A 20,042-nucleotide genomic window follows, 5' to 3' on the forward strand; every position below is an offset into this window, starting at 1 on the left:
TCAGATTGTATGCAACTAACCAAACCAAGTCTTAGCTTCTGGCAGATATTTAATATGAATGTGGGATTTTTAGGCATTCAATACAGTTTTGGCCTTCAACAAACCGCTATCAATCCCATCTTTCTCTACTTGGGGGCGCCAGAAGAAATGTTGCCGATATTGAACATCGCAGGACCGGTAACAGGATTGGTGGTTCAGCCAATAATTGGCGCCATGTCAGATAAGACCTGGTCTCCAAGATGGGGAAGACGAAAGCCTTACTTTTTGATAGGCGCACTCATTGGAAGTATATGTTTGTTCATGTTTCCTTCAAGTCCGGTTCTTTGGTTTGCTGTAGGCCTTCTTTGGATTTTGGATGTGGGTAATAACATGGCCATGGAGCCCTATAGGGCTTTTGTAGGGGACAAGCTTCCAGAAAAGCAGTTCAGCCTTGGATATCAGATGCAAAGTTTGTTTGTAGGTGCGGGTATCTTATTGGCGAACGGGTCCATCGTTCTTTTTCAGTATTTGTTCGGGGATGAATCGGTAGAAGTGGCGGGCTCCATTCCTACGTGGTTGTATTATTCCTTTTACATAGGAGGTATCCTTTCTATAACTACGATATTATGGTCGGTATTGAAAACTCCGGAAATACCGCCATCGGACGAAGAACTGGAGGAGATAAACTCCGCCAAGAAGAAACCTTTGGCAGCCCGTATTGCTACACCTTTTGCCGAAATAAAGGATGCGGTAAAAAACATGCCCGTTTTCCTATGGAAACTCGGGGCGGTTTATCTGTTCCAATGGTATGCTTTATTTGTTTACTGGCAATATATTACCCCCTTGTTCAAAAGCACTATGGGGTATTCCACTTCGGAAGCTGCTTCGCAGTCGGCACAAATGAGCCTTACCTACAACATAGTAACCATGGTGGTAGCTCTGGGATTAGTGCCCTTGACTTTAAGATTTGGAGGCAAAAAGGTATATGCCTATAGTTTGGTCGGAACCGCCATTGCCCTGTTTTCCATTCCGTTTATTAATGACCCGTTACTGGTATTGGCGCCCATGGTATTGTTCGGAATTGGATGGGCGGCCATGATGGGCATACCTTATACAATGGTTTCTAAGGTAGTGCCTCAGGAAAGAAGGGGAGTCTATATGGGGATTTTAAACATGATGATCGTTATCCCTATGGGTATAGAAACGCTCACTTTCGGTCCAATTTATAAATACCTATTGGGAGGTGAGGCAATTAACGCAATGCTTTTCGCAGGTACCTTTTTTATCATTGCAGCTTTCTTGGCTATGCGATTGAATGTAGGGAAAGCAAAAATCCTTGTCGATTTATAAATTAGGGATTCATTTATTAATCTATAATACTTTCGATAAAAAGGCCTCTTTTTCATCAGGTTTTCTGTAATACCTTTACATTTGTTATTTAAATTCCCAGAAAATGAGCAAGGAAAAGCAACGAAGGGAGGCATTGGTCTATCACGCCAAACCACAGCCAGGAAAGATTAAAATAGTACCCACAAAACCCTATAGTACGCAGCGCGATCTTGCATTGGCCTACTCCCCTGGAGTAGCGGAGCCTTGTCTCGAAATTGCTAAAAACAAAGAGAACGTCTATAAATACACTTCAAAAGGAAATTTGGTGGCCATTATTTCCAACGGCACCGCTGTCTTGGGATTGGGCAATATAGGGCCGGAAGCCTCCAAGCCCGTAATGGAAGGTAAAGGACTACTCTTTAAGATTTTTGCCGATATAGACGGAATCGATATCGAGGTGGATACGGAGGATGTGGATAAGTTCATCGAAACCGTAAAAATGATTGCCCCAACTTTTGGGGGAATAAACCTTGAAGATATTAAGGCTCCCGAAGCCTTTGAAATCGAGAGAAGGTTAAAGGAGGAACTCGATATCCCCGTAATGCACGATGACCAGCACGGCACGGCCATAATTTCCGCGGCCGCTTTCCTGAACGCCCTCGAACTTGCAAAGAAAAAAATTGAAGACGTAACCATCGTGGTCAGTGGGGCAGGGGCGGCCGCCGTATCCTGTACAAAGCTTTACAAGGCCTTTGGGGCAAGGGCGGAGAACATAGTTATGTTGGATAGCAAGGGGGTTATTAGAAAGGATGCCGAAAACCTTTCGGAAGCCAAGAAGGAATTCGCTACGGATAGAAAAATAGACACTTTAGAGGAAGCGATGGTTGGGGCCGATGTATTTATCGGGCTTTCCATAGCAGATATTGTAACTCCGGAAATGCTACTTTCCATGGCGGACAACCCCATTGTATTTGCCATGGCCAATCCTAATCCGGAAATCAACTATGACCTGGCCATAAAGACCCGAAAGGATATCATCATGGCCACGGGCCGTTCCGATCACCCCAATCAGGTGAACAATGTGCTGGGATTTCCGTTTATTTTTAGGGGCGCTTTGGATGTGCGGGCAACTGGGATCAATGAAGAAATGAAGATGGCGGCCGTAAAGGCCTTGGCCCGACTCACAAAACAGCCCGTACCGGAACAGGTGAATATCGCCTATGGGGAAACCCGACTCACCTTCGGAAGGGACTACATCATCCCAAAACCTTTTGATCAACGATTGATACACGAGATACCACCGGCCGTGGCCAAGGCCGCTATGGATAGTGGTGTGGCCAGGGCACCCATTGAGGATTGGGACAAGTACAGGGAAGAATTGATGCTGCGTTCAGGAAACGATAACAAAGTGGTTCGTTTGTTGCACAGCAGGGCACGATCAAATCCCAAAAAAATCGTTTTTGCCGAAGCGGATCATTTGGATGTCCTAAAAGCGGCACAGATCGTATATGAAGAAGGTATCGCGGAACCAATTCTACTTGGTAGAAAGGATATTATTTTGGAGTTGAAGAAGGAACTGGAATTTGATGCCGATATTCCAATTGTAGATCCTTTATCCGACGAATTTGACGAGCGGCATATTAGATATGCCACAAAGTATTGGGAAAGTAGAAAAAGGAAAGGCACTACCTTGTATAGCGCTAAAATAAAAATGAGGGAGCGGAACTATTTTGGAGCCATGATGGTACTGGAAGGGGATGCGGATGGTATGATTTCAGGATATTCCAGGGCCTATCCTACCGTAGTGAAACCTATTTTGGAGGTAATTGGTAGGGCGACTGGTGTTAAGAGGGTTGCCACAGTAAACATTATGATTACGGAAAGAGGACCGCTTTTTTTGGCGGATACTTCAATAAATATCGACCCAAATGCGGAAGAGTTGGCCGATATTACGCAAATGACCGCCAATGTGGCCACTACCTTTGGGTTTGATCCCGTAATCGCACTTTTGAGCTATGCAAACTTTGGTTCTTCGCCACATCAAAACGCCATAAAGGTGCGTGAGGCGGTACGAATTCTACATCAAAGTAATCAAGATTTAGTGGTCGATGGTGAAATACAAATGGATTTCGCATTGAACAAGGAGCTTCATGAAAGTAAGTTCCCTTTCTCCAAACTGGCGGGCAGAAAGGTAAATACTTTGGTCTTTCCAAATCTTGAATCGGCCAATATAACCTATAAGATGCTGAAGGAATTGAACAAGGCAGATTCCATCGGCCCCATTATGGTGGGATTACGAAAATCTGTACACATAATGCAATTAGGTGCAAGTGTTGAGGAAATAGTGAACATGACGGCCGTTGCGGTCATTGATGCCCAAGAGAGGGAAAAAAGAAAACAGGCTAAAATAACAAAATAAAGGTTTAATAATTACTTGGTCTCTGAGGATATAATTTACAGCGGATAACAACCAACAACCAAAATAAATGATTCACCATTTAAAGGGGAAATTAATAGAAAAGAACCCTACCCATATAATTGTTGAATGCAACGGGGTGGGCTATTTCGTAAACATATCCTTGCATACTTTTTCTAAATTGCCGGATGCCGAATTGGTGAATATTTATACCCATCTTCAGGTCAAAGAGGATTCCCATACCCTTTTCGGTTTTTCGGAAAAATCGGAAAGGGAGATTTTCAGGTTGTTGTTATCCGTTTCTGGGATAGGATCTAGTACGGCCAGAACGATGTTATCCTCAATGTCACCCGTCGAAATCAGGGATGCAATAGCCAATGGGAACGTGCCGGCTATCCAGGCCATAAAGGGCATCGGTGCCAAGACTGCGCAACGTGTCATTCTGGACCTGCGCGACAAGATTTTAAAAGTCTACGATATAGATGAAGTTTCCTTAACTCCAAACAATACAAATAAGGATGAAGCGTTATCTGCTTTAGAGGTTCTGGGTTTTGCTAGAAGACAGGCTGAAAAGGTAGTAGATAAGGTTATTTCCCAAGACCCCTCTTTAAGCGTAGAGAACATTATAAAACTGGCGCTGAAAAATTTATAGCAAGTTTGAAACAAGGGGCATTTAAACAACTTAAAAATTCTTTTAAGGGTATTTTCCTATTCATTGTATTCATTGGCTTTGTGGAACGTTCCATGGCCCAGGAAACGGATGAACAGGAATTGGATTCGGTAAAGACAGGCTACGATCTGGGAAGGATCGTATTGGAGAATCCAGACAGTATCGTTTCCAAATATATTTATGATCCAAATTTGGACCGATATATCTACAATGAAAGTATCGGCGATTTCAATATTGGCTACCCTATAATCCTTACCCCTGATGAATACTATGAACTTGTCCGGAAACAAGGAATCAAAAGTTATTTCAAGGAAAAATCCGATGCGTATTCCGGTAAGAAGGCCGGAAGCGAGGAAGCCCGAAGAAATCTTTTGCCCAACTTTTACATCAACAATGATTTTTTTCAATCGGTTTTTGGCGGGAATACGATTGAGGTAATCCCGCAAGGTTCCGTTGCCATGGATTTGGGTGTCATCTGGCAAAAAAATGATAACCCCTCCCTATCGCCTCGTAATAGGACAAACCTGTCCTTTGATTTTGATCAGCGCATCAGTCTAAGTATGTTAGGCAAGATTGGGGAGCGTTTACAGGTAAATGCCAATTATGATACAGAGGCAACTTTCGATTTCCAGAATATCGTAAAGTTGGACTATACCCCAACCGAGGATGATATCTTAAGAAAAATAGAAGTAGGTAACGTCAACATGCCTTTGAACAGCTCCTTGATACAAGGGGCACAAAGTCTTTTTGGGGTAAAGACGCAATTACAGTTTGGTAAAACAACGGTCACCGCGGTTTTTTCAGAACAGCGCTCCCAGAACAATACGGTAGTGGCCCAGGGCGGTGGTACCATCAATGAGTTTTCCTTAACTGCTTTGGATTATGATGAGGACAGGCACTTCTTCTTGGCGCAGTACTTTCGGGATAACTATGACAGGGCTTTGGAAAAGTATCCCTTTATCCAGAGCAAGATACAGATTACCCGTTTGGAAGTTTGGGTCACCAACAGGAGTCAGCAAACATTGAACGTACGTAATGTGGTAGCGTTGCAGGATTTGGGGGAAACTAGGTTTGGAGACCCACTTTCTGGCGCAACCGATGAGGAAAAGACTAGAATAGGATTGATTGCTGGGGACGCATCCAGCGGATTTTTTACATCCTCTTTGAACGGTCTACCTAGAAATGGGGCAAATGCCTATGACCCTACATTGATCACAACAGGTGGAGGCGCGTTGAACGACAATATTCGGGAAATAGCCACGGTCGAGCAAGGCTTTAATTCGGTTGTGGCGGGCTATCAGGCCAATCAAGGGTTTGATTACGCTATTTTGGAAAATGCCCGCAAACTGGAGCAGGGACGGGATTATGATTTCAACACCCAATTGGGATACATTTCCTTGAACCAACGGTTGAGCAACGATGAAGTGTTGGCAGTCGCCTATCAATACACCTTTGACGGTAACGTTTATCAGGTAGGTGAATTTGCTAACGGAGGTGTGGATGCGACCACCATTTCAGGTGGGGCTACGCCCATAATTGAGAACAATACCTTGGTGTTAAAACTATTGAAAAGTAATATTACCAATGTCAGCGATCCTATTTGGGATTTGATGATGAAGAATATTTATGCCACGGGCGCATTTCGGTTGAGCGAGGATGATTTTAAGATGAATATCCTGTATTCCGATCCTACACCAAGGAACTATATTACTCCAGTGGTACAAGGGCCAGGGTCTGGTTGGCCGGAAGGTTTGGAAGACCGAATCCTTTTGGACGTGTTCAATTTGGACAGATTGAATGTCTATAATGACGTACAGCCTGGCGGGGACGGATTTTTTGATTTCTATCCAGGTATAACGGTGGATATTCAAGGAGGCCGAATCATTTTTACCAAGGTGGAACCTTTTGGGGAGTACCTGTTCGAAACCTTGGACAGCGGTACGGGAGATTACGAAAATGCTGCTTCCTATAATGACAATCAGGAGAAATATGTCTTCAGGGATATGTACGAATCCACCAAGGCGGCAGCGCTTCAGGATCCAGAAAAAAACAAGTTCCTGTTAAAGGGTAGATACAAATCCGAGGGGAACAACGGTATTCCCATTGGTGCCTTCAACGTGCCCCGAGGTTCCGTAACTGTTACAGCCGGTGGCAGACAATTACAGGAAGGAATCGATTATACGGTGAACTATCAGGCGGGAACCGTGCAGATCTTAGATCCAAGTCTGGAAGCTTCCAATGTGCCCATCAATATATCGGTAGAGAACAATGCGGTATTTGGCCAGCAGACAAGACGTTTCACAGGGGTCAATTTGGAACATCAGTTCAACAAAAACTTTGTACTGGGTGGAACATTATTGAATTTGAATGAACGTCCCCTGACCCAAAAGTCGAATTTTGGAATAGAACCTGTAAACAATACCATTTTTGGGCTTAATGGTAATTTTTCGACCGAAGTACCTTGGTTGACCAGAATGGCGAACAAATTACCCAACATCGATACTGATGTGCCTTCCAATGTATCGGTTAGGGCAGAAGTGGCATGGTTAAAGCCCAATTCGCCCAAGAATGCGGATTTCCAAGGGGAAACCACCACCTACCTTGATGATTTTGAAGGGGCCCAAGCCTTGATCGATATCCGGGGTTCCTTGGGGTGGACCTTGGCCAGTACCCCTTTGGAATTTGTGCCCGGCGGGCAGTTGATAGGAACTTCACCGGAAGATCCGGCAAACCTTGAAAACGGCTACGGCCGAGCTAAAATGGCTTGGTATACCATCGACCCTATTTTTTATACGAACCAAAGACCTTCCGCCATTACGGATAACGATATTTCTACCAATCCTACGCGTAGGGTATTCATAGATGAGGTTTTTCCTCAAATAGACATAGCCCAAGGACAGACTACGGTTCAGGGAACTTTGGATATGGCCTATTATCCTAATCAAAAAGGCCCGTACAATAACAATCCGGACTTTCAGGGTACCCAAGCAGATCAAAAATGGGGGGGTATTATGCGTTCCTTGAGCAGTACCAACTTTGAACAGGCCAATGTGGAATTCGTGCAGTTCTGGGTGTTGGACCCGTATGTGGACGGGGAGGCAACAAGTCCCGGGGAGTTGGTGTTGAACTTGGGAAATATATCCGAAGACATTTTACGGGACGGCAAAAAACAATATGAAAATGGATTGCCCGGTGTGGAAAGTAATGATTTTGTAGCGCCTACTAGTTGGGGCGAGGTGCCCGCAACCCAATCCTTGGTTTATGCCTTTGATGCGAGCGAAACGAACAGGACCTTACAGGATTTGGGATTTGATGGGTTGAACGATGAAGCCGAAGCCGCCATTTACGATGCCAATCCAGGACCGGATCCGGCCTTGGACAACTATCAGTACTATTTGAACCGGGAGGGCGGTATTTTGGAGCGGTATCTGGATTTTAATAACCCCGATGGAAACTCGCCCGTGCAAGTCACCAATACCAATAGGGGGTCTACCACATTGCCCGATGTAGAGGATGTGGACCGGGATTTGACCATGAATACGGTTAATAGTTATTATGAATACCGTATACAAATCAAACCGGGAACGACCATCGATGATAAATATGTAACCGATATCAAAGAAGGCATTACCCCTGAACTTCCCAACGGAACACAATTGAACAGAAGATGGATCCAGTATAAAATACCGCTGACCGATTTTACCGATGCCGTAGGCGGTATAACGGATTTCAGGTCGATCAGTTTCATGCGTATGTATATGACAGGATTCACGGGACCAACCGTACTTCGGTTTGCGACGCTGGATTTGGTACGTGGGGATTGGAGAACATACTTAAAGACATTGCAAGATCCGCTGGTCGATGATAATCCCGCGGACGATGGGACCACCTTGGAGGTGAACACCGTAAATATAGAGGAAAACAGCGGAAGGATTCCTATTCCCTATGTATTGCCTCCAGGTGTTGCCAGGGAGCAATTGAACAACAACAATACCATCATCAGGCAGAACGAGCAGTCTTTATCGTTGGTCGTGGAAGGATTGGAACCTCGAGATTCCAGGGGAGTGTTCAAAAATTTGAACGTCGACATCCGTCAGTATCAAAAGATTAAAATGTTCATGCACGCGGAGAAGATCGTGGATAGCGATTATGCGGACAGTTCCACACCTCTAGTAGGTTTCTTACGTATTGGTACGGACTTTACCCAAAATTATTACCAAATAGAACTACCGTTGCAGTTTACTCCGTTTACAGCGGCTTCGGAGAGTGAAATATGGCCCGATGTCAACGAAATGAATATTGCCTTGAGCGATTTGAACAAGGTGAAGTCGGTTTGGATACAGGGGGGCGATTTGAGTGAGGTTCGCTATTTTGAGGTGGAAAACGGGGAAGTCGTTCCCGTAAACGAGTTTGATGACAGGGCACCGGGTAGCATGCGTATCGGAATTAAGGGAAATCCGTCCTTGGGTAGTATCCGTAGTATGATGGTAGGTATCAAAAACCAGGATATTTTACCGGCAAGGGGAGAAGTTTGGTTCAACGAACTTCGTTTGGCAGGATTGGACAACAATGGAGGTTGGGCCGCTATAGCCGCTGTGGATGCGAACATGGCCGATTTTGCGAACGTAACCGCTACGGGCAGCAAAAGTACCTCCGGGTTTGGGTCCATTGACCAAATGCCGAACGAAAGGGCCCGGGAGGACGCCACAAGTTATGATGTGGTGACCAATGTAAACGTGGGCCAATTATTGCCCAAGAAATGGGGCATACAATTACCCTTTAATTATGGAATATCGGAGCAGTTGATTACTCCGGAATTCGACCCGGTCTATGATGACTTAAAGTTGAACGATTTAATCGATGCAGCACCGGACCAGCAAACGGCGGATGAAATACGTGAGCAGGCCGAGGACTATACCAAGCGGACCAGCATCAATTTTATAGGGGTTCGAAAAGATCGAGGTGAAGAGGCCGATGCCAATTTCTACGATGTTGAGAACTTTACCTTTAATTACTCCTACAACGAAACGGAGCATCGGGATTTTGAAATTGCGGAACTTCGGGATCAATCCGTTAATGCCGGTTTTGTCTATAACCATAGTTTCGACCCGGTGGAGGTAGCTCCCTTTGCCAAAAAGGATTCCCTGTTTACGGGCAAGTACTGGAAATGGTTAAAGGATTTGAACTTGAACCTGCTACCGGCAAGTTTTTCTGTGAATTCCAATATCAATAGACAGTTCAACGCCCAGCGATTTAGGGACGTACGGGAAGAAGGCGTAGATAGATTACCATTACCAGAGTTACAACAACGGAACTACCTTTTCAATTGGCAGTACGCGGTCAATTACAACCTGACCAAGTCCCTGCGTTTCAATATGACGGCATCGAACAATAACATCGTCCGTAACTATTTTGAAGAAGATGGGAATCCACGGTCTGAAATAGACAAGACCCTTGAACTATGGGACGGCTTTTTTGATTTGGGCGAGCCAAATAGACATTCGCAGCAGATACAGTTGAACTATGAAGTGCCCTTTGCCAAAATACCGGCTTTGGACTTTATCAATGCGCAGTACAGCTACACCAGTAATTTTGATTGGCAACGTGGCGGGGACGCCCTTGCTGAGGTAGCACAGGAAGCATTAAATGATCCCAATGCCCGTATCAATACGGTTCAGAATGCCAACACCCACGCATTGACCGCTTCCTTGACCATGCAGAAGTTCTACGATCTCATCGGCCTGAAGAAGAGGGAGGCCCCAACGGCCCAAAGAGGTGCACCTCCCCGTCCAGGTATCCTGGACCAAGCAGAAAAGGTAGAGGAAAAGGTAAAGCCAAAAACGAGTGGCTTGTTCAATACGGTGGTGGATGTAGTTACGATGGTAAAACGTTTGAACATCAACTACAACGAGAACAATGGAACCGTGCTTCCCGGTTATACCCAGTCTATTGGGTTTATAGGGACTACCAGACCTACGCTCGGTTTTGTTTTGGGTAGCCAGTCAGATGTACGTTTCGAGGCCGCCAGAAATGGTTGGTTGACCGCTTTCTCGGATTTTAATGATCAATTCATCCGCAGGACCAACAAGCAATTGAACATTACGGCCACGGCCCAGCCCACTAGGGATATCACCATCGATTTGGTAGCCGATAGGCAGTACTCCAGTAGCATACAGGAGAATTATGATTTGGAAGCCTTGTTGGACAATAGGACCGGACTCCAGAACCAATTGGGCAGTTTTAGTATTTCTACCATGATGATAGGCACAGCCTTTGGCAAGAGTGATGAGTTTGATTCGGCCACATTTGAACAGTTCAAGGAAAACAGGCTTACCATTGCGAATCGGTTGGTATCGGATCGGGGTGAGAATCCTGGCACTCTGGACGAGGATGGATTCCCACAGCGGTACGGAAAGACCCAGCAGGATGTATTGTTGCCGGCCTTCTTTGCGGCCTATACAGGTCAGGATGTGAACAGGGTTAACCTGGATGTTTTTAGGCAGATTCCCATTCCCAATTGGAACATTAAGTATACGGGACTCATGCAGAACAAGTGGTTCAAGAAAAAGTTCAAGCGTTTTTCCATCCAGCATGGGTATAGGGCCTCGTACAGTATCAATTCCTTCCAGACCAATTTGGAGAAGGAGCAATTGATAAATGATGGTATTCCCGCAATCGACACTGAAAATCAGGATGTGCTTCCAGATTTGATTCTGAACAATGTGGTTCTCACCGATCAGTTCAATCCCTTGGTGCGACTGGATTTTGAAATGCAGAATTCCGTTAGTGTATTGGCGGAAGTCCGTACGGACCGTACGCTCTCCTTGAGTTTTGATAACAACCTGATGACGGAAATAAACGGTCAGGAATACACCGTAGGTTTGGGCTATAGGATTAAGGATGTGCAATTTGTGACCAACATAGGAGGGAACAAGACCCGTCTAAAAGGTGATTTGAACTTAAAGGCAGATGTTAGCCTTAGGGACAATATTACGATTATTCGGAATTTGGATATTGACAACAACCAGATTACTTCGGGTCAAAATTTATTGTCCATTAAATTTGGGGCGGATTACGCGTTAAGCAAACAATTGAACGTTTTGTTCTTTTACGATCACAACTTCTCACAATTTGCCGTTTCTACGGCCTTCCCGCAGACTACTGTGAATGCCGGGTTTACATTGCGGTATAACTTTGGCAACTAGTCAAATCGAGATATTTAGTAACTGAAATTATTTTTTTGAATTCCTTTAGGGAATCATTTACATTTGTGCCCTATCAAAAATTAGGATTATGAATATACCCGCAGAATTAAAGTATACCAAGGACCACGAATGGGTTAGAATCGAAGGTGATGTTGCTACGGTAGGCATCACGGATTTTGCCCAGGGAGAATTGGGGGACATTGTTTATGTAGAAGTGGATACCTTGGATGAGACTTTGGATAAAGAAGCTATTTTTGGAACCGTTGAGGCAGTAAAAACTGTATCTGATCTTTTTTCTCCCTTGTCCGGAGAAATCATTGAATTCAATACAGCGTTGGAAGATGAACCCGAAGTCGTAAACAAAGACCCCTACGGAGCGGGTTGGATGGTGAAGATTAAATTTTCAGATAGCTCAGAAATAGAGACACTTTTAAGTGATACGGAGTATAAGGAAGTGATTGGTGCTTAAGAAGCTCTTCTATAAAGTACTTTTTATAAGCTGGATGGTGTTCGTCACTTTTTCCAGCTTATTTTCTTTTGAAGGCATGAAAATGGGATCTTTCGCCCTTAGGATTCCCCATTTTGATAAGCTAGTCCATATTGTATTTTATTTGGTCATGTTCCTGACAGCATTTTTTGCGATAAAGGACTATTTTTTACCAAGGTTGAAATTAAGAACCGTACTGTGGGGAGTGCTTACTTTTACTATTATCTACGGCATGATTATTGAAGTATTACAGTATACCTTTACCGTAAACAGAGAAGGAGATATCATGGATGCTTTGGCCAATTCCATGGGGGCGATTGTAGGATTGATGCTTGTAAAACGCCTTATTTATAAAGGTGGGTCGTTAAAATGAAAATTTTAATTGCATCTTTAAGGATTAATTAATTAAATTAGCAAACACTAAAATGATGAGATATGGAACCTAAAAAGAATCCAAAGGCGGATTTGACTAAAAACAGCAGCTTATACTTTGTTATAGGTCTTTTCGCTGTTATGTTACTTACTTATGTAGCATTTGAATGGAAAACGTACGACGAAGTAAATAATTATGACATCTCCATGAATGTGGATGATTTGTTGGATGAGGAAGTTCCCATGACGGAGCAGATCAAGACACCGCCACCGCCACCGCCACCAGCCGCTCCTGAAATCATTGAAGTCGTGGAAGATGAGGAAGAAGTTGAGGAAACCGTTATCGAGTCTACTGAAACAAGTCAAGAAGAGGAAATCATTGAAGTGGAGGATGTAGTGGTTGAGGAAGAAGTGGAAGATGTGGACGTTCCTTTCGCCGTAATTGAAGATGTACCTATTTTTCCAGGTTGTGAAAATGAAAGCGACAAGAGGGCCTGTTTCAACTCAATGATCCAAAAACACATCAGTAAAAACTTCCGTTATCCAGAAATTGCCCAGGAAATGGGTATACAAGGTAGGGTAAGCGTAATGTTTACAATCCAAAAGGATGGAAGTATTGGTAATATTAGAATGCGTGGGCCGGATAAAAATTTGGAGGCAGAGGCTGCTAGAATCATAGGTAAATTACCTAAAATGACTCCCGGTAAGCAGCGAGGTAGAGCGGTTCGTGTACCTTTTAGTATTCCTATTAACTTTAAGTTACAATAACAAGATATAAAAATCATTTTTAGGTCCGAACTTCGTTCGGACCTTTTTTTTTTGGAATAGCTTTAGATTTTTCAATCAGTATTTGATACAGTTCTAAGTTTTCCTTAAAATCCATATCAGGGTTTGCAGGGCAATGATTGTCAGAGTATCTTTGCATTCCAATTTTTGTGTAAGGATGAAGACGGCGGTCCGTATGGCAAAAGACAACACACTGGCAGTGATTTTTGCTGACTTTAAGGAGATTACCAAAGTAAGACTGGCGGTTAGTGTAGTGTTTTCCTCTGTTGCCGGTTATTTTTTAGGTGCCTACGAAGTAACCATTAGCGCTATTTTCTTATTGGCCTTTGGAGGATATTGCATGGTAGGGGCGAGCAATGCTTTTAATCAGGTCATTGAAAGGGATTTGGATGCCTTGATGAAACGGACTAGGAACAGGCCCATACCAGCGGGAAGAGTGTCGGTTTCTATGGCGATGACCATTGCCGTTACACTTACCCTGTTGGGAATCGTAACTCTATACCTTCTCAATCCTAAAACGGCCATGTTTGGGGCTATTTCCATTTTCCTGTACACAAGTGTATATACCCCTCTAAAGACCAAAACGCCTTTGGCTGTTTTTGTAGGAGCCTTTCCGGGCGCCATTCCATTTATGTTGGGTTGGGTCGCCGCTACGAACGAATTTGGAATCGAGCCGGGAACCTTGTTCATGATTCAGTTTTTTTGGCAATTTCCCCATTTTTGGGCCTTAGGCTGGATGTTGCACGATGATTACAAAAAAGGAGGTTTTAAAATGTTGCCTACAGGTAAAAAGGATGCGGGTACGGCATTACAGATTATCATGTATACCGTATGGATGATGGTCATATCCGTAATCCCCGTATTTGGGATTACAGGAAGACTGTCCCTTTCCATTCCGGCTGCAATACTCATATTTCTTATGGGCGGGGTAATGTTGTTTTTTGCGTTTAGGCTGTATATCAAAAGGGATACGGCAACCGCTAGAAAACTAATGTTGGCAAGTGTAAGCTATATTACACTAATGCAAATAATATACGTAATCGATAAATTTATTTAGTCTGATATGGATTTGACCACGGGTACTGAAAAGGAAAAAAGGGACCGTTCCAAAAAGATGATTCTTTGGTTCGGGATGGTGAGCCTGTTGATGGGTTTTGCTGGATGGACCAGTGCGTATATTGTTAGTAGCTCCCGAGAAGATTGGGTGAGCAGCCTTCATCTTCCTTCGGCTTTTTATGTAAGTACGTCCATAATCATCGCCAGTAGTGTCACCTATATATTTGCAAAAAATGCGGTAAAGCAAGGTAATGGTAAAAGGGGCACCACCTGGCTATTGGCAACGTTGGCCTTAGGTATCGCTTTTATAATTATGCAGTTCTATGGGTTTTCCCAGATGGTGGCTGAGGGCTATTATTTTACGGGGCCCACAAGTAACATTAAGATGTCCTATGTGTTTCTAATAGCCATGGTGCATATTGTCCATGTAGTGGCGGGCCTTATTTCCCTTTTGGTGGTTTTGTACAATCAATACAAAGGGAAATATTCAAAAGATGAATATTTGGGAATTACCTTGGGTGCCACTTTTTGGCACTTTTTGGACCTGCTATGGATTTACCTTTTGTTGTTTATGATCTTCGTAAAATAATATTTTGAAACAAAATTGGTTTTGAATCTGATTCAAGCTTTTATATAGCTGAAAAAAATGTAAATTTGCCAATGTTTTATTAAAACGATTTATAAATCTATGGATACGACAGTTACTACGGAAATTAAAGAAAGCGTGTGGGGAGGTGGCAATAGGCCTTTGGGCGCTAGCTACGGGAAGTTGATGATGTGGTTCTTTCTGGTTTCGGATGCGCTTACTTTTTCTGGTTTTTTGGCGGCATATGGTTTTTCCCGCTTTAAGTTTATGGAAACCTGGCCCATTGCGGACGAAGTATTTACGCACGTTCCTTTTTTCCATGGTAATTACCCAATGATTTATGTTGCCTTCATGACCTTTATTTTGATCATGTCTTCCGTAACCATGGTTTTGGCCGTGGATGCAGGTCATAGAATGAAGAAAAATGCGGTTATATGGTATATGTTCGCAACGATTATTGGAGGTGCCATATTCGTAGGTTCACAAGCTTGGGAATGGGCGACCTTTATAAAAGGGGATTATGGTGCTATTGAGACCAAGGGTGGCCGAATTTTACAGTTTGTGGACGCCGAAACGGGAAAAAGGGTTGCTTTGGCCGATTTCGCCAAAAGTATTGCAAGCGAGCGTGTCGCCCATGAGGAAAGTAATGGTATCTGGTTCTATGGAGAAGGGACTATGCCAAGTTTCACGGTAAATGAAGTAATTGAAGGATTTAAGGCAAATCCCGGTTTGGCGATTAAAACGGAAACAATTAATGAAGAAGGTGAGAAAGTTGTTTTAAGCCGACAGGAATCCCTTTCAAAATTGGCCGATGCCTCCCAAGTTGTAGAAGGTGCCAATTTGATTCACAACGAATACGGTAGCCGTCTCTTTGCCGATTTCTTTTTCTTCATTACGGGCTTTCATGGCTTTCACGTATTCTCTGGCGTAGTTATTAACCTTATCATTTTCTTCAATGTCATTTTGGGAACCTATGAAAGAAGGGGACACTATGAAATGGTAGAAAAAGTTGGTCTGTATTGGCACTTTGTAGATTTGGTTTGGGTATTCGTATTTACCTTCTTTTATTTGGTTTAAAAATTTTCAGGTTAAGTTTAGATAGATATTATGGCACACGAACATAAATTAGAGATTTTTAGGGGGTTATGGAAGTTTAAGTCCAATACCCAGAAAATTTGGGGCGTTTTGGCATTTCTTACTCTTGTGACTGCGGTAGAAGTTGTTTTGGGTATTTTCAAACCTGAGTTTTTAACCGACACCTACGTACTTGGTATGAAATTGTTAAACTGGATTTTTATCATCCTGACCTTGGTAAAAGCTTATTACATCTCTTGGGATTTTATGCACCTAAGAGACGAAAAAAGTGCTTTGAGAAGAGCCATTGTTTGGACACCCGTTTTTTTGGTCCTTTATCTGGCTTTCATTTTATTGGTAGAGGGGAATTATGTGTTCGATGTGTACAAGGATGGATTTGTAAAATGGAACTTCTAACGATTGCCTTAGAATTTAATTAACAAAATTGAAAGACGGTTTGCCAACCGTCTTTTTTATTTTTGTATTGTTTTCAAAATGGGTTTAACCAATGGTTCACCTAACATAAGATCTGTTTATATCGGTTGCATGAAAAAGACTTTTGTTCTTGTTGTGTTGTTCGTTTTACCCATCGTGGCCTATTTGTTCTTTGCCAGCGGGGTCACCAATTTTGGTAGGTTGCCATCACTTAAGGAGGGTATCATGGAAATCCCGCTTAATAGTGGAAATCCCATGTTTTCGGAAAAAATCTCCGTATTGGGCTTTTTAGGTAAAAATGTTGAGGGTAGAAAGGGTAATGCCTTCAATTTGAACCAGAAAATTTATAAACGTTTCCATGAGTTCGATGATTTTCAGTTTTTAATGGTTGTCCCTAAAGGAACCGAAGTAGCGGTTTCAAATTTAAAAAAGGAGCTGTCCAACTTGGATGAAACTGATAAGTGGAATTTCGCTTTTTTGGACGATCAAGACATTACACGTTTATTCGAAAGTTTGGGAACGGATAAAAAACTTGAAAGCGATCTTAGTTCTCCATTTGTGTTTATAGTGGACAAGCAGTTACATCTGAGAGGAAGAAACAATGATGAGGACGAGGGCTTTAAATATGGGTATAACACCGCTTCTGTTGCTGATTTGAACAATAAGATGGTCGATGATGTAAAGATTATCTTGGCGGAATACAGGATGGCCAGAAAGGAAAACAACCTACAGGGAAAAAACTAATGAACAAAAAATATACCTACGTTTGGGTTTCGCTTATCATACTGATATTCGGGATAATATTTATCCCTAAAATTGTCAATAGATTAAAATCAGGCGATGTGGTGGAAAATGATCGCATGAATACCGCTTCGGCAGAGGGAACCTTAGGGTATGTATTATTGAACGGTGAAAAGCGTAAGGTGCCTTCCTTTCAATTTATAAATCAGGATAGTTTGGTAATAACCGATAAGGACTATTTGGGAAAGGTCTTCGTTGTCGACTTCTTTTTCACAAGATGTCCCAGTATCTGTCCAATTATGACCAAAAACTTGGTCGTATTACAGAATGAATTTCAGCAAAATGAAAACTTTGGTATAGCCTCGTTTAGTATCACCCCAGATTTCGATACGCCACAGGTATTAAAGGAATATGCCGAAAAGTATGGCATTACCCATATGGATTGGCATTTAATGACCGGAAACAAGGAAGCGATTTATGACTTGGCCAATAGCGGATTCAATATCTTTGCAGCTGAAATGCCCGATGCCCCCGGTGGATTTGAACATTCCGGGTTGTTCGCACTAATTGATAAGGAGGGATATATACGCTCCAGAAAAGATGCCTTTGGAAACCCTATTGTGTATTACCGTGGTGCAATTACTGAAGCCATGGGGGAAAATAGCGAAGGAGAAAAGGAACAGATAAGTATTTTGAAGGAGGACATAAAACGATTATTGGAGGAGTAACATGGAGAATAATATCGCACTTAAGGAGAAAAAATTTAATAGGATGATTACCGTTGTATCTGTGGTGATTCCTATTGTGGTAGCATTGCTTTTTGGGATTAAAATTCCCAATGTGGCCCCGTTAACATTTTTGCCACCCATTTATGCGACCATAAACGGACTTACGGCAGTATTGCTCGTTGTGGCCGTTTGGGCGATAAAAAATGGCAAACAGTCCCTTCACCAAAAGCTCATGACGACCAATATTGGATTGTCGCTTATTTTCTTGGTCATGTATATTCTGTATCATATGACTTCAGATTCAACACCCTATGGTGGAGAAGGTGTGCTTTCCTATGTTTATTATTTTATATTGATTACCCATATTATATTATCCATTGCCCTAATTCCATTGGTGCTTAGGACGTATGCCAAAGCATATCTGGGTCGTTTTGAGGACCATAGAATATTGGCCAAATATACATTTCCGATTTGGTTATATGTTGCCGTCACCGGTGTTGTGGTTTATCTCATGATATCCCCCTATTATGCTTACTAATTTCAATAAAGGCTTTCCATGGAACCGTATAGACTTATAAATTTAAAAAAAACCAGTACCAAAGCCCTCTTTGTGATTTTGGTGATTGGATTGGCACTTTTCCCTTCACAACTGGAGGCCCAATGTGCCATGTGCCGTGCCGTACTGGAAAGCGAGGAATCTGGGACGGCTGCAGAAGGCATCAATAACGGTATCGTGTATCTTATGGCAATCCCCTATGTGCTTGTAGCGGGCGTATTCTATTTTGTATATCGCAAAATGCGTTCTTAACTCAATTTTAAGGATTTAACATTTTTTTTGGTTCTAATGTGTAACATTGTAGGTATTCTATAGTCTTATCCATAGTAATACTTGTATTACGTTCATCAATCAAAACCAATCAACATGTTCGACTTAGAACGATGGCAGGAAATTTTCGATACTATTCGAAAAAACAAGCTTCGTACCTTTCTAACGGGACTTTCCGTAGCTTCGGGCATATTCATCCTTGTAATTTTATTAGGATTTGGTCAAGGTATGCAAAATGGCATTGACAATGAGTTTAAGGGTGATGCAGCTACCAGTATCTGGGTTTGGCCACAACGCACGACCATGGAGTATAAAGGCCTGAATCCCGGTCGGCGGATCCAACTTAGAAACGAAAACTACGAGACGGTCTCAAAAGTTTTCGATCAAGATTTTGAAAAAGCTTCCGTTTTGTATTTTCCAAACGATGTTCAAGTAGTCTATAATAATGATCTACTGGTATACAATGTGGCCGGTACCAATGGAGACCTTCAGGTAATCGAGAACGAATTTTTATCGGAGGGAAGGTATATCAACGAAAAGGATGTTCGGGAAAATGCCAAGGTTGCGGTAATCAGCAACAAAATTAAAAGAGAGGTATTCTCAAATTTGGAAACGCCTGTTGGGGAGTACATCATGATTTCAGGTGCCGGATTTAAGATTGTGGGTGTATACGGGGAGTACGGTAGGAATGAAAGTGAAGAGGAGCGAATATTTATTCCGGTAACGACCGCACAATTGGCCTTTAATGGTGCGGATAAGATCAATAACCTGAATTTTATGCTTCCGGAAATGGATTCTTTTGAAGAGACCGTTGCCATGAACGATACCTTTACGACCAAGTTATTGGAATATCTAAAATTGTACCACGGTGTGGCCCCTGAAGATGAACGCGCCATACGGCTATACAATCCCATACAGGAGGCCAAACGATTCTATACCTTGGGAAGGGCCATTGAGCTCTTCTTTTGGGCCGTAGGGTTTTTGACATTAATCGCAGGTGTGGTCAGCGTAAGCAATATTATGTTAATCGTGGTTAAGGAACGCACCCGCGAAATTGGGATTCGGAAGGCACTGGGTGCCAAACCCTGGTCCATTGTTGGGATGATCATGCACGAGGCCATATTTGTTACTGCCGTGGCAGGATGTACTGGTCTTATTTTTAGCATGGCTTTGTTGGAATTTGTTGGGCCAAACATTGAGGTGGATTATGTTATGAATCCTTCCGTGGACTTTAATGTGGCATTATCTACAGTGATCCTATTAATATTTGCCGGGGCAATCGCGGGTTTCTTTCCGGCATGGAAGGCGGTGAACGTACAGGTAATCGAAGCATTACGGGATGATTAGGATGA

General features: G+C 42.9%; 16 protein-coding genes. All 16 read left to right on the plus strand.

Annotated features, from left to right (window positions below):
• Positions 1-9: 9 nt before the first annotated feature.
• The 16 genes from PP181_RS05435 (at position 10) to PP181_RS05510 (ending at position 20,037) form a co-directional block, all read left to right on the plus strand.
• Complete coding sequence (locus PP181_RS05435; protein WP_272636282.1) at positions 10-1,329, plus strand: MFS transporter; 1,320 nt, start codon at positions 10-12, stop codon at positions 1,327-1,329.
• Between the two features lie 103 nt (positions 1,330-1,432).
• On the plus strand, positions 1,433-3,727 hold the full coding sequence (locus tag PP181_RS05440; protein ID WP_138258766.1) for an NADP-dependent malic enzyme: 2,295 nt from the start codon (positions 1,433-1,435) through the stop codon (positions 3,725-3,727).
• A gap of 67 nt (positions 3,728-3,794) precedes the next feature.
• Positions 3,795-4,376, plus strand: a complete 582-nt coding sequence (gene ruvA, locus PP181_RS05445) for a Holliday junction branch migration protein RuvA (protein ID WP_138258765.1) — start codon at positions 3,795-3,797, stop codon at positions 4,374-4,376.
• 5 nt (positions 4,377-4,381) lie between these two features.
• Positions 4,382-11,599 (plus strand): T9SS outer membrane translocon Sov/SprA, encoded by a 7,218-nt coding sequence (sov, locus tag PP181_RS05450; RefSeq protein ID WP_272636283.1) that lies wholly within the window; start codon positions 4,382-4,384, stop codon positions 11,597-11,599.
• 88 nt (positions 11,600-11,687) lie between these two features.
• Positions 11,688-12,068, plus strand: coding sequence for a glycine cleavage system protein GcvH (gene gcvH, locus PP181_RS05455; RefSeq protein ID WP_154917153.1), 381 nt, complete (start codon positions 11,688-11,690; stop codon positions 12,066-12,068).
• Positions 12,069-12,102: 34 nt separating this feature from the next.
• On the plus strand, positions 12,103-12,459 hold the full coding sequence (locus PP181_RS05460; RefSeq protein ID WP_272636614.1) for a VanZ family protein: 357 nt from the start codon (positions 12,103-12,105) through the stop codon (positions 12,457-12,459).
• 62 nt (positions 12,460-12,521) lie between these two features.
• A complete protein-coding gene (locus tag PP181_RS05465; protein ID WP_138258761.1) occupies positions 12,522-13,226 on the plus strand; it encodes an energy transducer TonB in 705 nt (234 codons plus the stop codon).
• 175 nt (positions 13,227-13,401) lie between these two features.
• Entirely contained in the window at positions 13,402-14,301 is a 900-nt protein-coding gene (gene cyoE / locus PP181_RS05470; RefSeq protein ID WP_272636284.1) for a heme o synthase, read from the plus strand.
• A gap of 6 nt (positions 14,302-14,307) precedes the next feature.
• Complete coding sequence (locus tag PP181_RS05475) at positions 14,308-14,889, plus strand: cytochrome c oxidase subunit 3 (RefSeq protein ID WP_154917150.1); 582 nt, start codon at positions 14,308-14,310, stop codon at positions 14,887-14,889.
• Positions 14,890-14,988: 99 nt separating this feature from the next.
• The gene (locus PP181_RS05480; RefSeq protein ID WP_138258758.1) at positions 14,989-15,963 is read left to right on the plus strand and encodes a cytochrome c oxidase subunit 3; all 975 of its coding nucleotides are present in this window, start codon (positions 14,989-14,991) and stop codon (positions 15,961-15,963) included.
• A gap of 30 nt (positions 15,964-15,993) precedes the next feature.
• Complete coding sequence (locus tag PP181_RS05485) at positions 15,994-16,377, plus strand: cytochrome C oxidase subunit IV family protein (protein WP_154917149.1); 384 nt, start codon at positions 15,994-15,996, stop codon at positions 16,375-16,377.
• Between the two features lie 129 nt (positions 16,378-16,506).
• Complete coding sequence (locus PP181_RS05490) at positions 16,507-17,139, plus strand: hypothetical protein (RefSeq protein WP_138258756.1); 633 nt, start codon at positions 16,507-16,509, stop codon at positions 17,137-17,139.
• Positions 17,139-17,864, plus strand: a complete 726-nt coding sequence (locus PP181_RS05495; protein ID WP_138258755.1) for an SCO family protein — start codon at positions 17,139-17,141, stop codon at positions 17,862-17,864. Before PP181_RS05490 ends, PP181_RS05495 begins: the two co-directional genes overlap by 1 nt.
• Before the next feature lie 43 nt (positions 17,865-17,907).
• Positions 17,908-18,402 (plus strand): DUF420 domain-containing protein, encoded by a 495-nt coding sequence (locus PP181_RS05500; protein WP_419776372.1) that lies wholly within the window; start codon positions 17,908-17,910, stop codon positions 18,400-18,402.
• 18 nt (positions 18,403-18,420) lie between these two features.
• On the plus strand, positions 18,421-18,672 hold the full coding sequence (locus PP181_RS05505) for a hypothetical protein (protein WP_170257972.1): 252 nt from the start codon (positions 18,421-18,423) through the stop codon (positions 18,670-18,672).
• A 114-nt stretch (positions 18,673-18,786) separates the two neighbouring features.
• Complete coding sequence (locus PP181_RS05510) at positions 18,787-20,037, plus strand: ABC transporter permease (protein ID WP_154917145.1); 1,251 nt, start codon at positions 18,787-18,789, stop codon at positions 20,035-20,037.
• The last annotated feature ends 5 nt before the right edge of the window (positions 20,038-20,042 follow it).

The sequence above is a fragment of the Maribacter sp. PR66 genome (genome assembly GCF_028464205.1).
In the GTDB taxonomy this organism is placed as follows: Bacteria; Bacteroidota; Bacteroidia; order Flavobacteriales; family Flavobacteriaceae; genus Maribacter; species Maribacter flavus.